Source organism: Chryseobacterium sp. sg2396 (genome assembly GCF_042610505.1).
Taxonomy (GTDB): Bacteria; Bacteroidota; Bacteroidia; order Flavobacteriales; family Weeksellaceae; genus Chryseobacterium.
In genome coordinates, this window is record NZ_JBHGAQ010000001.1 from 361927 (window position 1) to 377593 (window position 15667).

Consider the following 15667-nt stretch of genomic DNA (forward strand, 5'->3'; position numbering starts at 1 on the left):
GGATTATATTTACTGATCAAATTCCTGATTTTACTTTTTCTTTTTTAGAGCCTTTTTAAATTTTAATTCAGCAAACTTTCCGTCATTTCTCTTAATTTTCTGAATCAAATAAACTTTGTTTATTCTTCACTTTAATACGATGATTTCAATTGATTTAATTGAATATTGCCGGGCAACCGACATATTGATTTTTTAAGCTAAAATGCCTTAAATTCTTAATGTTAAAATATAAAAGGTAAATTTAAAGAGTCTCTTAGATATCTGACAATAAAGTAATTCATTTTATTTTTATTTAATAGATAAGCAGATCCGCTGTTTTTATTATTTTTCAGGAAAAGCTGTAACATTTTTTCTAAGGCGAAACTAACTCTTCAGAAGTATACAAAATCATGGATTCAACAGAACATGAATTTTTAAAGAAAATCGAAAAGCACAAAGGAATCATTTTCAAGATTTCCAAAATGTATATGGAGGAAAAGGATGATCTTGACGACCTCTTCCAGGAGATTATTTATCAGCTCTGGAAAGCGTATCCTAAGTTCAGGGGAGAAAGTAAGTTTTCTACTTGGCTGTACCGTATTGCATTGAACACGGCTATTATTTTTCTTAAAAATGAAAAGAAAAGAAGCATTTTCAGGCGCGACGATTTTTCCGAATATAAAATTGTCCAGGACGAGTTCGACCATGAAAAGGAAGAAAAACTGAATGCGATGTACCAAGCCATCCATCAGCTGAATTCCATCGACAAAGCTTTTATTTTTTACTATCTTGAAAATGTTTCCGGAAAGGAAATTGCCGAGCAAATGGGTATTTCCGAAGGAAACGTACGGGTAAAAATGAACCGCGCCAAAAATAAACTGAAAGATATCTTACAAACGAATACCTACTAATTTTAAATTTATTTATCATGAATATAGACGAACTTAAAAATACCTGGAATGAAGATGATTCCCTGGAACAAATGCCGGAAATCAGTATCGAACAGAAAAGCAGGATCAATCTTCCGCTTGAGAAAATCCGTAAAAATATGCGGATGGAGCTGTGGTCGACGGTCGGGATCTTTATTTTTGCCTTTGCTGTTATTGCGTTTTGTGAAGGAAATTTTAAATTTAAATTTTACCTCTCGATCCTGATTGGATCAATGGTTTTTGTGACCTTCTTCTTTTACAGTCAGTTTTTTAAATTGTACAGAAACATGAGCGATCCGGGGATGAAAACACTGGACGGATTAAAGGATTTGCTCCATCAGTTTAATCTGAATAAGCAGTATTACCTTTCCTTTTACCTTTCCTTTGTTCCGTTTCTGGTCTGCGAACTGATTATCGTGCTGGAATTTATTCCCCGCCCGGTACCGTTGTCTGATGTGCAGATTGCATCGGTTCTTATCAGTACTCTTGTGATCACCATGCCTTTGTTGCTGATTATCGGCAAGTGGTGGTTCCGGGTATTTTACGGAAGATATATGCAACAGGTAGAGTATCTTGTGAAAGAACTTGACCGGTAGGCTTCGGCGGGCCAAAGGCCCGCCGAAGCCTTCCTGCGTATAATAGGCCGGGAATTCCCTCACAAGTGCATACAAATCACGCCATTCAAAATAATCCGGACTCACTGAGCTGACATTATTAAAACCTTTGTCTTTAAACAGTTTTTTGGTCCGGGTCACATGAAAATATTGAGAAACAACAATGACGCTGTTGGAATGAAGCTTAGATTGTAACCGTAACGTATTTTCAACCGTTGCCCGGGTATTGTCACCCTTATTATCAACGATGATTACGGAGCCGGGAATTCCTTTTGATACCAGGAAATCTTTCATTTTATTGCCTTCGTAAAAACCTTCTTTTCCCAGCCCGCCGCTTACGAGGATCTTTTTAACCCGCCGTTTTTTATACAGTGCAATCCCGCTTTCCAACCGTTTTTCAAGCCTGATCGATAAAGTGCCGTCTTCGTTTACCTTATTTCCTAAAATAACAGCAAGGTCCGCTTGTTTTTCTTCATCGGAAATACCGTCCGTAATAATATAAATGGAATGAAAGATAAACCATAAAAGAAGAAGCATGAAAAAGATTTTAACGGATCTGAAAAAATTTCTAACCATAAAATACAGTTATTGTTTTTTATTTTTCTCTTTTTCAATGTCCTTGATGATCCAATCCATTTCGGGATCTTTCTGATTTAGAATATCCTGCATGGTTCCGGAAATTTTCACATCCGGGACAACACCTTTTTTCGTATCCGTAAAATCAATATTCGGCTGCACCAGCAGAACGCCGATCGGAAGGTCTATTTTTGAATTCGGAAGGGTCTGGTACGAATAAAATCCAGCTACGGTCCCATCGTTGGCTCCGCCGGTTTCTTCACCCACCAGAACAGCCCTTTTATCATTTTTAAGCTTGGCTGAAAAAATTGAGGATGCCGAGAAACTTCCGCCGTTGATGAGCACGAAAACTTTTCCGATAAAAGCATCTTTGTTGGGTTTTGAAAGTTTGTCAGCTTTGTTTTTATAGTAAAACCTGCCGTCTTTTTTATAGGTGCTGAAGGTCTGTCCGAAGAAAAAGGCAGGATATGCAAGGGTTTTCAGGATGTATTGTAAGACATTGGTTTTCCTGAAATAATTTGTTTTTATGGGTGATGTTGCTGAGGTTACCTGCGAAGGTCTGATCAGGGTATAAGGTTCCGGGCTCAGGTAAGAATACAGGTTGTTGATTTCCTGGAGCGAGCCGCCGTAATTATTCCTGATGTCGATAATCAGATAGGAAGAACCTGCCTTTTTGATTTTACCAAAAGTTTCTTGGTAAAACTTCGCAGAATAATCACCTGAAAAGCTCTTTATTTTAATATATGCGATGCTGCTGTCCTGATCCAGAAACTTAAAGTTCCTGTTGTACGAATTGTTGAAAGCAATATAATCATTTACTTTCTTCTCTTCGGTTCGTTTCTTATTTTCCTTTTCTTTTTTGAGATCGTCTTCAGACTTTGTTTCACGGGTGAGTTCGTATATTTTCTTTTGTCCTTTATAGACCGTTTCCAGAGTAGCATGATCTTCGTAACCTTTTTCCGCTACATAGTAATTAAAGAATACATCTTTCAGGTAATATGGATGGAAAGTGGTGTTGAAACCATCACTGCTGATAAGCTTCCTGTATTTCTTTATGTAATCGGAAACGGAAACCTGATCAATACAGAGGATCTCGGTCCCCGGCGGAATATGCTGAATGGAATCTTTGTTTTCAACAATAAAAAGCCTGTCGCCTTCCACGTAATATCCGAAACGGCTGAACATTCCTTTCTTGCCTTCCAGTGTTCTGATTTCCTTTTTGGTAATCATCTTCGACGGAATTCTGAGGGAAAGATGGCCTTCTCGGATGCCGGCGATCACGGGCTGCAGCTTAAAATAAAACTGAAGCGGCGTAAGCGGTTTCGTAATGGTATGTTTAAGGCTGTCGAATTTATGGTCAAGATCTTCTTTCGCGATGTACCAGTACAGCTGCGGATGAGTTTCTTTCAGTTTTGAATAGGCAAAATCTACATCCTCTTTCAGCTTTTCGGGAGGTAAGCATACTTTTTGCTGCTCATTATATTTGTTTACAGATACACAGGAGCTCAATGTAAAGAATAACAGGAATATGAAATAATTTTTTAAATGCACCTTGAATTTTTTCCGGCATCTAATTTAATAGTTTACAGTTAATTAATGAATACGGTTCATGATAAATTTGGATAATTCCCGAAAAGTCTCAATAAAATAAAGGTTTTTGGTTTCTTGGCCGTCAATACATAAAGTCACACATTTTACAGTATTTTAAAAATGATATATCTAATTATCGCCGCCGCCGTTTTCATTATCCTTTTGTATTTTATCATCACGGGGCAGGAGGTTTTCGGAGCGGAGGCAAAAGGAGAGAGGCTGCGGAGGATGCAGCAGTCGCAACATTATAAAAATCATCAGTTTCAGAACCTTAGCGAAACGCCATCTCTGGCGGAAGGGTATTCCATGCCTAAAGTAATGTACGATTTCTTTTTCAAAAAGAAGAACCCGCTGCTGAAGCCATTGAAGAATATTCCTTCGATTCATACCGATTTAAATGCTCTTCCTAGAGATCAGGATGTCTTTGTATGGCTGGGGCATTCTTCCTATTATATTCAGACCGATGGGATTTCATTGCTGGTTGATCCCGTGCTGAGTCCGTATGGTTCACCGTTTAAATTTTTCAATAAAGCATTTAACGGAGCAGATATTTACAGACCGGGAGACATTCCGGACTTGGATTATCTGGTGATAACCCACGATCATTACGATCATTTGGATTATCCTACGGTAAAAGCGATTAAAAATAAGGTTTCAAAAGTTATTCTTCCTCTGGGCGTCGGGGCACATCTTGAAAGATGGGGTTACCAGCCGGAGCAGCTGATCGAAGAAGAATGGGGAAGCGAAGTGAATTTGAAAAACGATTTGAAGATCACATTTACCCCGGCAAGACATTTTTCAGGTCGGAAAGCAAAGCGAAATGTAACGCTTTGGACTTCCTACGTGTTGCAAACTCCGACCAGGAAACTGTTTTTAGGCGGTGATAGTGGTTACGATACGCACTTCAAAACGATCGGTGAACAATACGGGCTTTTCGATTATGCGATTCTTGAAAACGGACAGTACAATGAAGCCTGGAAATACATTCATGCGCTGCCGGAAGATGTGATCCAGGCCAGCATTGATATCAATGCCAAAAATATCATCCCGGTTCACTCGTCAAAATTCGCTTTGGCGCTGCACGCATGGAATGAGCCGCTGCAAAAAGTTACGACGCTGGGAAAAGAGAAACATCTGAATGTACTCACTCCCTTGATTGGAGAACCTGTCGATTTAAATAAAAAGGATCAGCAGTTCAAAACCTGGTGGGAAGATTGATTCAGGCGTGCCAGATGTCTTTGTATCTTGCCGGATGATTTTCAAACTGCTGTCTCACAAAGTCGCATTCGGGATCGATCATCATGTCTTTTTCTTCTGCATACCTTACCAGTTCGTCAAGGAGCATTTTGGCATATCCTTTTCCTTCATGTTCTTCTTCAAGCTTGGTGTAGTAGACGATCAATAACCTCCCGTCTATTTCGATAGACATATATCCCGCTTTTGTTCCGTCAATCAGTAGCTGCAGTTCATCCTGATAAGGAGCTATTTCAAATTTTATATTTTCCATGATCTTGGGATTTTGATTAAAAATGATGTGAAGCCTTTCTTTAAAATTACAAATTAATAATGAATTCATTTATAATTTCTCACAGATTTTTTCTCAGCATATGAGACTTGAATAAGACTGTTTCTATGGCTGAGATTCTTACAGGCCGATGAATTGGAAGGCTGGATTCTGTGTCTTATATTTCTAACCACAGATTTGCTCAGATTTTCACAGATGATTGTGTTTTATTTTTAACACATTAGCCACAGAGAAGATTTTAATAGCTTGAAAATATTTTTAGAACAGATCAGATTAAAAATCAAAGATTTTTAAAATAGCTCTTTGTTTGAGCAGAATATAAGATTCAGATTGATATTAGCGTTATGTCATCCTGGGGCTCTCGAAGGATTTTCGTAAGGCTATTGATAAGGGCTTCGAGAGCCTGAGCCTGACAGTATGCATATACAGTTTAGTTTGAATTAAAACAGTTTTTTATTTAAGCGATACATAATCGGGTTTAGTATTAGCGTTATGTCATCCTGAGGCTCTCGAAGGATTTTCGTAAGCGCTGATAAGGGCTTCGAGAGCCCGAGCCTGACAGTGTGTATATGCAGTTAAGTTTGGATTAACTAGTTCTTTGTTTAAGCAGAATAAAAGTTCAGACTTTATGTCATCCTGATTTTCACAGATGATAGTGTTTTTTTAACACACTAAACGTATAAAAACCATGTCGGGGACTACGCCTATCAAAGATAAAAATTTTAAAGAAAAATTAGAATATTTTAAGAAAATCTGGCATTTTAATTGAAAATACCGAAGTATTTAAATTTGATGATTATGAAAAAGTTAATAATAGCAGTAATGCTGATCGGAACATTCGGTTTATCCAATGCGCAAACCGATTATTACAGTGATTACCAAAGAAGCATTACCGATTTGAACTGGCAGAGTGTAATTTCGGATCTGGTTTTATCTTCAACGCAGGCTAACCAGATTTATGCTTTGAACGACCGTTACCGGGATTACAATACCTGGGATAGGGCCTATAACAATAACCCGGACCGATGGAGAACCGATCGTTATGGAGAACTGGAAAGAATTATGGGCCGGGAAAAATACATGAAGTTCAAAAACACGTATTACAAAGGCCAGAATCCTGTAGCCGTGTACAACCGGAACAAAAATAATGATAAACGCTATAAGCATATGGACAAAAAGATGAAGATGCACAAACCGAAACACGGAAACGGGCATCATTAAAAAATATTTTGATATTAGTTCAAACCAATGAACGGCTGATCGGAAGACCAGCCGTTTTTTAGTATAAATATTTTGGAAATTATATTCTTTATCATGTTTGAATTTTATAATTTTGAAAAATGGAATCCAATGAAACATTAAAAGGTTTTTACAGCCGTGTCGGTCTTGAATGCGTGAAAACGCCCGGCGTTGGTCATTTCAATGTATTTTCACGGGAAAGCTGCTCCCTGGTTACTCCTTACAGCAGAAGGGATTATTATAAAATTTCCCTGATCATCGGAAAAGGCAAGCTGCATTATGCCGATAAATGGATTTATGTCGATCAGCCTGCACTGCTGTTTTCCAATCCGGTGATTCCTTATTCCTGGGAGGCCGAAAATACTGATCAGAGGGGATTTTTCTGCCTGTTTACGGACGAATTCGTGCATGAAGCAAACCGTTTGGGCAATCTGCAGGATTCCCGGCTTTTTAAAATCGGGGGAACACCGGTTTTCTTCGTGAATGAAGAACAGCAGAAGACCGTAGCTGATATTTTTATAAAGATGATGAATGAAATCCAGTCGGATTATCTTCATAAATACGATATGCTGCGCGCGTATCTGCATCTGCTGATCCATGAAACGATGAAGATGCAGCCGGCCGAAAGTTTTGAGCCCTATCAGAATGCGTCACAACGTATTGCTTCTCTATTTATGGAATTGCTGGAAAGGCAGTTTCCGATCGACAGCCCCGAACGTTTTCTGAAGCTGAAAAGCCCGGTGGATTATGCAGAAAGCCTTTCGATTCATGTAAATTCTCTGAACCGTTCCGTGAAAGAAATGACCGGGAAAACAACAAGCCAGCAGATCACCGCCCGGATTATCCAGGAAGCCAAAGCCCTGCTGAAGCATACAGACTGGAGCGTCGCCGAAATTGCCTACGGGCTTGGCTTTGAGGAACCCGCCTATTTTACCAACTATTTTAAAAAGCAGACCGGGATGACCCCGAATGCAGTACGAACTGCTGTTGTTTGAATTTTATAATTATTTGTTTGAATTCTATATTGGATCTCTTAAGAGCCTGCTCTAATTTTGTACCATCAACTTAAAATCACAGGTTATCATGAAATTTAGAACATTAGGAAACACAGGAAAACAGTTGTCGGCTATCGGGTTAGGATGTATGGGCATGAGTTTCGCCTACGGGCCGACCGACGAACAGGAAAGCATCAATACGCTTCACAAGGCACTTGATTTGGGAATAAATTTCTGGGATACGGCAGATATGTATGCCAATGGAGAAAACGAAAAGCTCATCTCAAAAGTATTGGTTCCGAACCGGGACAAAATTTTTATCGCCACGAAATTCGGTTTCAGGTTTAAGGATGGAAAAGCCGGCCACAGCGGTGCACTCGGTACCTATTTTGACGGATCGCCGGAATGGATCAAAAAAGCAGTCGACCTGAGCCTGCAGCGGCTGAATATTGACGAAATCGATCTGTATTATGCCCACAGGGTTGATCCGAATATTCCTGTGGAGGAAACAGTCGGAGCCATGGCAGACCTTGTAAAAGCAGGAAAAGTGAAATATCTGGGATTATCAGAAGCTTCTGCGGAATCCATCCGTAAAGCGCATAAAATCCATCCGATCACAGCATTGCAGTCCGAGTATTCGTTATTGACGAGAGATGTTGAAAACGGAATTTTACCGGTAATCCGGGAGCTCGGTATCACGCTGGTTCCGTATTCGCCGCTGGCAAGGGGATTATTCTCCAATATCAACGATGCCCGGAACTTTACAGATGAAGATTTCAGGAAATCCCTGCCGCGTTACCAGGCGGATTATCTGGAAAATAACAAGAATCTGGCGAAGGAAATCAATGAATTTGCCGCCTCCAAAGGCATCAAAGGAACACAGCTTGCCTTGGCCTGGGTCCTGAACCAGGGAGAAGATATTATTCCGATTCCGGGAACAAAACGGATCAGATACCTGGAAGAAAATATCGCCGCAGTAAATGTCGAACTTTCCACCTCAGACCTGGAAACGATCGATGCCATCCTGAAAAAATATCCGAACGTCGGGGAAAGGTATAGCGAAGGCTCCATGAAACTGGTTAACAATTAAAAATATAACAGGATTCCCGAACCTCTTTTCGGGAATTCTTTTTTGATCAATTTTTTTATCAACAGCAATGGTCACACTTAAAGAAAAAAATAAATTTATATCCACCATCCTGGCATTTGCCGTCATTCCGATGTCGGGCCTCGCTACGGATATTTACCTGCCTTCAATGCCAAGTATGGCTACGGAGCTGCACCAGCCCGAAAGCAATATTCAGCTTACGTTATCCATCTTTTTAATCAGCTACGGATTAACGCAATTTTTCGCCGGAAGTATTGTCGATTCTTTCGGAAGGTATAGGATTTCGATGATTTCCCTGGCTTTATTTGTAGCTTCGTTCGTGATCACGGCAACTACTCAGAATATTTTTGTAATCTATGCAATGCGTGTGTTGCAGGGCATTTTATCCGGTTTTGCGGTCGTTGCTAAAAGAGCGTTTTTTGTAGATGTCTATGAGGGGGAGGAGCGGAAGCATTACCTGAGCATTATGACAATTGTCTGGTCGGTAGGTCCGATCATTGCACCTTTCATCGGCGGATACCTGCAGAAGAACTTCGGGTGGCAGTCGAACTTTTATGTACTTGCCGGCTACAGTGCGCTGCTTTTGATATCGGAATTTATATTTTCCGGGGAAACACTAAAAAAAAGAAATCCTTTTAATTTTGAATTCCTGATCAGCGAATACAAATCCATGTTTAAAGCGAAGGATTTTTTCTACGGAATGATTATGTGCGGGCTGAGCTATTCGATGATTATGTTCTTTAATCTGTGCGGTTCTTTTATTATCGAACATAAAATGGGATATTCCGAAGTGGTGGCCGGCTATGTTTCTTTGATTCTGGGCTTTGCATGGATGACGGGCGGATTCCTGGGAAAAGCATTGATCAACCGGGCGTTTCTGCCGAAGATCCGTAATGCGAATTATATCCAGCTTTTCCTGATTATCCTCATGTTCATCGCGTCCTATTTTGCCAACACGATTTACAGCCTGGTGGCTTTTGCTTTTTTAATCCATGTTACGGCAGGATTTATATTCAACAACTATTTTTCGTACTGCATCGGAAGATTCCCGAATTCTGCCGGGATTGCCGGCGGCCTTACCGGTGGGGTAGCGTTTATCATCACATCGGCAATCAGCTATGGGATTGTTGCGGTGATAAAGCCTCAGATCCAGCTTCAGGTAGCGGAAGGTTATTTTGTACTGGGTATATTGGGACTTTTTATTTTAAGCATGATCAGATGGAGAAAAGCTCATATTTAAAGCCTTAATTTGATCTCGACAATATTTTATTTAAATTTTCTACATCATATTTCAATAATAAATCCTCTCATTACGGGAGGATTTATTGCTGCATAAGTAATTGAGAAGTTGATATTTGTTTTTACAAAGACGGATGGGGTTGATTTTTACTTTAAATTATTTGAACCAAGTTAAAAATTATATCTATTTCCTTTATGTGTAGTTCTTAGAGCTTTTATTACGTTTGTCATTCCGGTAGGAATCTCAACGAGAATCTTTCCGTGTTGCTCTCTAATACTATGTCGAGATTCCCTTTGGGAAAAACAACAGGACGTATAGGACTATCTGTTAAAGACAATGGGGTTTATTAAGAGAAAGGAAATATAAAACGCTCAAATTGTCATTCTGGTAGGAATCTAAATGCGAATTTCCATACTTGTCGCTGATACTGTGTTTAAATTCCGTGCGGGAATGACAAAGCTTGTGTTGAAATTTCGGGATCATGTTTATTCGTATTCTTATCATTACTGCGTCGAATCTGCGATTTCTGGTACGGAATCCAATCGTAGATCTTTCCTTACTGTTCTCTAATGCTAAGTTTACATTCCCTGTGGGGAATCGTAGCTTCGGCTTAATCAATGACAGAAGGGTGTTGTCTAATACCAAATGATGACGAATATATGATTGATTCGCTAAAAGAAATAAAAAAAGCCCCTTTCAAAAAGGAGCTTTTATTTAATTTATATCGGAACAGAAAATTAAATTCCGTCGATGATTTCGTTTAATACCGTGCTTGGTCTCATGGCAGCGTATGTTTTATACGTATCAGGTTTGAAGTAGCCGTTGATTTCCTGAGGCTTACCCTGAGCTCCAATCAGTTCGGAGTTGATCACCTCTTCGTTTTCCTGCATCGCCTGCGCAACCGGAGCAAACTGATCTGCCAGTTCTGCATCAGCTGTTTGATTAGCCAGTGCTTCTGCCCAATACATTGCCAGGTAGAAGTGGGAACCTCTGTTATCGATCTGTCCCACTTTTCTTGCCGGGGACTTATCGGTTGCCAGGAACTTAGCATTTGCTTCGTCCAGTGCATCGGCCAGCACCTGGGATTTTGTGTTCCCCTGGGTTTGCGCTAGGTGTTCCAGAGAAGCCTGTAATGCTAAGAATTCACCTAAAGAATCCCATCTCAGGTATCCTTCTTCGATGAACTGCTCAACGTGCTTCGGAGCTGAACCGCCGGCACCGGTTTCAAACAAACCTCCGCCGTTCATCAACGGAACGATGGAAAGCATTTTTGCCGAAGTTCCCAGCTCGAGGATCGGGAAAAGATCAGTCAGGTAATCCCTCAGTACGTTTCCTGAAACCGAAATCGTATCTTTTCCTTCTCTGGCTCTTTTTAAAGTTTCTGTCATCGCATCTTTTACATCCATGATTCTGATGTCAAGACCGTTGGTGTCATGATCCCCTAAGTATTTTTCAACTTTTTTGATGATCTCCCTGTCGTGTGCTCTTCCTTTATCTAACCAGAAAATAGCAGGGGTATCGGATAATCTGGATCTGTTTACTGCCAGTTTTACCCAATCCTGGATCGGAGCATCTTTGGTTTGGCACATTCTGAAAATATCCCCTTTTTCCACATTCTGAGAAAGCAGAACGTTTCCGTTTTCGTCCTGAACTTCAATCGTTCCTTCAGCAGTAGCCTGGAAGGTCTTATCGTGGGAACCGTATTCCTCGGCTTTCTGAGCCATTAATCCTACATTCGGTACCGAACCCATCGTTGTAGGATCCAGTTTTCCATGCGCCTTCATATCATCGATTACCGCTTGGTAGAAACCGGCATAAGACCGGTCCGGAATGATACAAACCGTATCTTCTTCTTTTCCTTCTTTGTTCCACATTTTACCGCCGCCTCTTATCAATGCTGCCATCGATGCATCTACGATAATATCGGAAGGAACGTGGAAGTTGGTAATACCTTTATCGGAATTCACCATGGCTACTCTAGGTCCGTTGGCCAGGGCAGCTTCAATATCTGCTTTGATTTCAGCTTCCTGTGCGTTGCCTTTGATTTTTTCAAAAAGATCGGCAAGTCCGTTATTTGGGTTGATATCCAGAGACGTGAAAGTTTCAGCATATTTTGTGAAAACGTCTTTAAAGAAAGTTTCTACGATCGCTCCGAAAATGACAGGATCGGAGATCTTCATCATCGTTGCTTTAAGGTGTGCGGAAAGAAGAACGTTTCTGCTTTTGGCTTCTTCGATTGCCTGCTGAACAAATGCTTTCAGAGCAGTCAAATTCATTACCGAAGAGTCGATTACTTCACCGGCCTGAAGGCTGGCGAAATCCTTTAGAGTCGTTTCGGCACCGTCGTTTCCTTTGAAAACGATCTTATATTTTGTAGCATTTTCTAATGTAGTGGATGTTTCCGTTCCGTAGAAATCCCCGCTTTCCATGTGGGCTACGTCGGTTTTGCTGTCGGAAGCCCAGTCACCCATGCGGTGAGGATTGGCTTTCGCGTAATTTTTTACTGCTTTCGGAGCACGTCTGTCAGAATTCCCTTCTCTTAACACCGGGTTTACAGCACTTCCCAATACTTTGGCATATTTCGCCTTGATTGCTTTTTCTTCGTCATTTTTAGGTTCTGCCGGGTAGTTCGGAACGGCAAATCCTTTCGCCTGCAATTCGGCAATCGCTGCATCCAATTGTGGAGCAGATGCCGAAATGTTGGGTAGCTTAATGATATTTGCGTCAGGTTGAGTCGCCAGTTGCCCCAATTCTGCCAAAGCATCGCCTGTTTTCTGATCATCTTTCAAAAATTCCGGGAAGTTGGCCAAAATTCTTCCTGCCAAAGAAATATCCGGGACTGCGATCTCAATGTCTGCTGATTTGGTAAAAGCTTTTACAATCGGTAAAAACGAGTGTGTAGCCAACATCGGAGCCTCATCCGTAAGGGTGTAATAGATTTTTGATTTGTCTGACATTATACTGTTATTTATTATTTGATTTTTTTAAGACTCACAAATTTAGTGATTATGATTGTTTTATTAGGAGTATTTGCATAAAAAAAGAGGCGGTTGCCTCTCTTGATTATATTTGTGTAATCGTATATGTCCCGGTTGCATCAAAATTAATATTAAATTCAATTTTGAAATTTTTGGGAGTGGATGTTAGATTGGGAATCATAATATATGCTCCGCCTACATCAAAACTCGCATCACTTAAATTATCACCCAATTCTTCTGGGTAGTTATTAGCACTACTTCCACTAGGTAGGTTTACTTTAAATCCGGTAAAATTTGCAGAAGTTACACCATTTAAATTGATCGTAAATTTATTGGTTGATGCATTGTAAGTTGTTGCAGAAATTTGAGGAGGGTTACTGCTACTAGTGTAATTTAAATAGATTAATGGATTAATATTTTCTAAATAAATATTATTTGTCGTTCCATAAGTGGTAATATTGATTCTATAAAAACCGTTAGAAGAAATATTCAAATTAGCTCCGTTAGCTACTACCGTACCCTGATTTCCTGATCCATATATTTGTGCAGATGAATTCTGGGCCGCAATAAATTTGAATTGTGTATTTGCAGACATATATTTATAACCAATTTTTACATTCCCATTTACATTTCTTAATAATTCTGCTGCACTGGCATTAAAATTATTGTAAGAACCGTAAAAATATAAATTTACAGGAATTGAACTGTTAGAACTTGAAGTCGTCGGCAAGCTTAAAGCTCCTGAATTATCAACGCCCAAGGTGTAAGCCGTTCCATTAGGAGCAGTAAGCGTAATGCCCTGTCCTGCGCCGGTTACCACGGTCTTACTTACTTGTGAGTAAGGAACACTCATCAGTTGGTTCACCCCGACATTGGTATAGTTCGAACCTCCGGCAGGATCCATTTCCACTTTTACGAATTTGGTATTGGTTCCCCAGTTGATGCCCCCGAAGTTTCCGGTAGTAGCCGTTCCCTGGCCGATGTTTAAATTTACCAATCCTTTAGAATTTGTAGTTTTGGTCTGGGTTTCCGTGTACAAAACGGTTCCTGTTGCCGAGTTATCCAGGATGCTGATCCTGAAAGAAACATTCCCGTTGGCAATCGGTGCTCCTGCGGCATTGAAAGCGATTGTCTGGTAGCTGAAAGCCTGTGGTACCTGTGCGCTTAGTAAAGACGCAAGAAATAATCCTATCGTAGCGTATAATTTTTTCATGTAAATAGTTTTTAAGGTTTTTTGATAATTTTAATAGGTTTGAGGTCGGAGTTTTTAAAGACGATCATATAAACGCCTTGTGGAAGCAATCTGAGATCCAGCTGTTCGGAATCCAGTTTGGTTCTGAAAATCAGCTTTCCGGAAAGGTCGTAGATCTCAGCACCCTCGATTTTCGATTTTGAGCTTAATTTTACATAGATAAAATCAGCGGTTGGATTGGGATAGATCTTCACATTATTCTTTTCAAGTTCTGAAACGCCCAATATCTGAAGAACGGACTGGTACAGCATGCCCATCGTACCGGAACTTGCCTGATCGGGATCCGTAGGGATTACGTAGATTTCTCCTACGGAATGCGAAAAGCCGTCTGTGGAAACTGCCCCGGAATTGATGTTCCCAATCACTGACTGGGCTAGGCCGAAGAACGGAATTCCGAATAACAGTAAAGTAATTCTCTTTTTCATGGTTAAACAATTTTTTAGGAATGCGAAGATAGAAAATTTCCGTTTAATACAGTTCTTTTCTCATTTTAAATTTTATTATTATTGATTGGAAAGGGATTTAAAATTGAAAAATTAAGGAGTATCCCATTAGTTATTTAAATCTATATTTATTCTTTTTCAGCTTAATAAACTGAATTGTTTAAAGTCGAAATTGAATGAATTTTATATGAATAAAGATAATAAGCAAAAATCTACAAAACGACCGGATAGGTGGGTTGTAAAATCCTGTATTTTATTTTAATAAAAGAATATCCTTTCCCATCTGCCCGGAAAAAATATCCATAGAAACCGGTTCCAGATGAACTTCATCAATCCATTTATAATGATTGGGAATCGTATTGTAATTGATATATTGCACTTTTTCAGTTTGTGAAATACCGTTAATTATCCTGTCGAAATCAGGTACGAAAATGTTTTCAATAGCATAAGCCGTTTTGCTGACCGGCATTCTTACGAGAACGACTTCTCCATGCTTTTTAAGGAAACCAATGGTTTTTGCTAAATATTTCAAACGTACCGGCGACATTTTAAGACCGTCGATTCTCTTTTTTAATTCCGCCATTTTTTCTTTATTTTCGGCTTTTCTCTTTTCAGCAGAAAACCTTTTTAAAACTTTTCCATGCACCTGCCCGTTATCCAGTACCGAAACTTCTACCATTTTGTTTCTTTCCGGAAGTATTTCTTTATTCAGTTCTTTTGTGATCGAAAAGTCAAAACTTTCTATCAGATATTCAAAATTCGGGTTAACTGCAACGTTTGATGTTTGGGCAACGGATTTATCGTTTTCAATATAGTATTCAGGACTGTCGGGACTGCTTTTTGAAACCATCAACGCTGTGGGTTCTACAGTGACGATAAAAATGCCTTTTTTCGTGTCAGGTTTCAGTTTTTTCTCTATAGATTCAAGGTATTTCGGACCATAGGGAGAATGGGCCCAGGTAAAAGCATAATCGTATAATTTTGCCTCTGGATATTTTTCACGGATAATATGGTCGATAATCTTAGGATTCATCGAAGCAGCTCTTGAGCTTCCCAAAATAAGGGAATTCTGCTGAGGAGAGGAGAATCTTTTGTAAAAATCATCCGTATTTTTTCCGGTAATATAGACCGCATAGCCGATGAAAAGCAGGGGTAGTATGGAAAAAAGAAGAAGTCGGTAAAGAGATTTTTTCATAACT

General features: G+C 39.8%; 13 protein-coding genes. 6 read left to right on the top strand and 7 right to left on the bottom strand.

Translation table 11 applies throughout. The features are described from left to right. Positions 1-389: 389 nt before the first annotated feature. Entirely contained in the window at positions 390-890 is a 501-nt protein-coding gene (locus ACED20_RS01645) for an RNA polymerase sigma factor (RefSeq protein ID WP_294237102.1), read from the top strand. Positions 891-1228: 338 nt separating this feature from the next. On the opposite strand, the gene ACED20_RS01650 is transcribed toward ACED20_RS01645, so the two are convergent. Together ACED20_RS01650 and ACED20_RS01655 are read right to left on the bottom strand one after the other, a co-directional pair. Next, positions 1229-2059, bottom strand: coding sequence for a YdcF family protein (locus ACED20_RS01650; RefSeq protein WP_378103299.1), 831 nt, complete (start codon positions 2057-2059; stop codon positions 1229-1231). Positions 2060-2107: 48 nt separating this feature from the next. Beyond that, positions 2108-3607: a S41 family peptidase gene (locus ACED20_RS01655; protein ID WP_294237108.1), complete on the bottom strand. Its 1500-nt coding sequence runs from the start codon at positions 3605-3607 to the stop codon at positions 2108-2110. 201 nt (positions 3608-3808) lie between these two features. Between ACED20_RS01655 and ACED20_RS01660 the strand changes: the two genes are divergently transcribed. After that, entirely contained in the window at positions 3809-4906 is a 1098-nt protein-coding gene (locus ACED20_RS01660) for an MBL fold metallo-hydrolase (RefSeq protein WP_378103300.1), read from the top strand. A 1-nt stretch (position 4907) separates the two neighbouring features. Here ACED20_RS01660 and ACED20_RS01665 read toward each other — a convergent pair whose 3' ends face one another. Next, entirely contained in the window at positions 4908-5195 is a 288-nt protein-coding gene (locus tag ACED20_RS01665; RefSeq protein ID WP_294199232.1) for a GNAT family N-acetyltransferase, read from the bottom strand. 816 nt (positions 5196-6011) lie between these two features. Here ACED20_RS01665 and ACED20_RS01670 point away from each other — a divergent pair. From ACED20_RS01670 to ACED20_RS01685, 4 genes are all read left to right on the top strand, one after another. Further along, the gene (locus tag ACED20_RS01670; RefSeq protein WP_294222936.1) at positions 6012-6434 is read left to right on the top strand and encodes a hypothetical protein; all 423 of its coding nucleotides are present in this window, start codon (positions 6012-6014) and stop codon (positions 6432-6434) included. Positions 6435-6553: 119 nt separating this feature from the next. Then, entirely contained in the window at positions 6554-7447 is an 894-nt protein-coding gene (locus ACED20_RS01675) for an AraC family transcriptional regulator (protein ID WP_294230904.1), read from the top strand. A gap of 88 nt (positions 7448-7535) precedes the next feature. Then, positions 7536-8537: an aldo/keto reductase gene (locus ACED20_RS01680; protein ID WP_378103301.1), complete on the top strand. Its 1002-nt coding sequence runs from the start codon at positions 7536-7538 to the stop codon at positions 8535-8537. A 67-nt stretch (positions 8538-8604) separates the two neighbouring features. Next, positions 8605-9795 (top strand): MFS transporter, encoded by a 1191-nt coding sequence (locus tag ACED20_RS01685; RefSeq protein ID WP_294237119.1) that lies wholly within the window; start codon positions 8605-8607, stop codon positions 9793-9795. Between the two features lie 737 nt (positions 9796-10532). Here the strand turns inward: ACED20_RS01685 and ACED20_RS01690 are convergent. The 4 genes from ACED20_RS01690 to ACED20_RS01705 form a co-directional block, all read right to left on the bottom strand. Further along, positions 10533-12752, bottom strand: coding sequence for an NADP-dependent isocitrate dehydrogenase (locus ACED20_RS01690; RefSeq protein WP_378103302.1), 2220 nt, complete (start codon positions 12750-12752; stop codon positions 10533-10535). A 106-nt stretch (positions 12753-12858) separates the two neighbouring features. Then, positions 12859-13986 carry a hypothetical protein gene (locus ACED20_RS01695; protein ID WP_378103303.1) on the bottom strand — a complete coding sequence of 376 codons (1128 nt, stop codon included), beginning with the start codon at positions 13984-13986 and terminating at the stop codon, positions 12859-12861. A gap of 11 nt (positions 13987-13997) precedes the next feature. Continuing rightward, on the bottom strand, positions 13998-14450 hold the full coding sequence (locus ACED20_RS01700) for a T9SS type A sorting domain-containing protein (RefSeq protein ID WP_378103304.1): 453 nt from the start codon (positions 14448-14450) through the stop codon (positions 13998-14000). A gap of 271 nt (positions 14451-14721) precedes the next feature. Then, complete coding sequence (locus tag ACED20_RS01705; RefSeq protein ID WP_294237130.1) at positions 14722-15663, bottom strand: hypothetical protein; 942 nt, start codon at positions 15661-15663, stop codon at positions 14722-14724. Positions 15664-15667 lie beyond the last annotated feature (4 nt).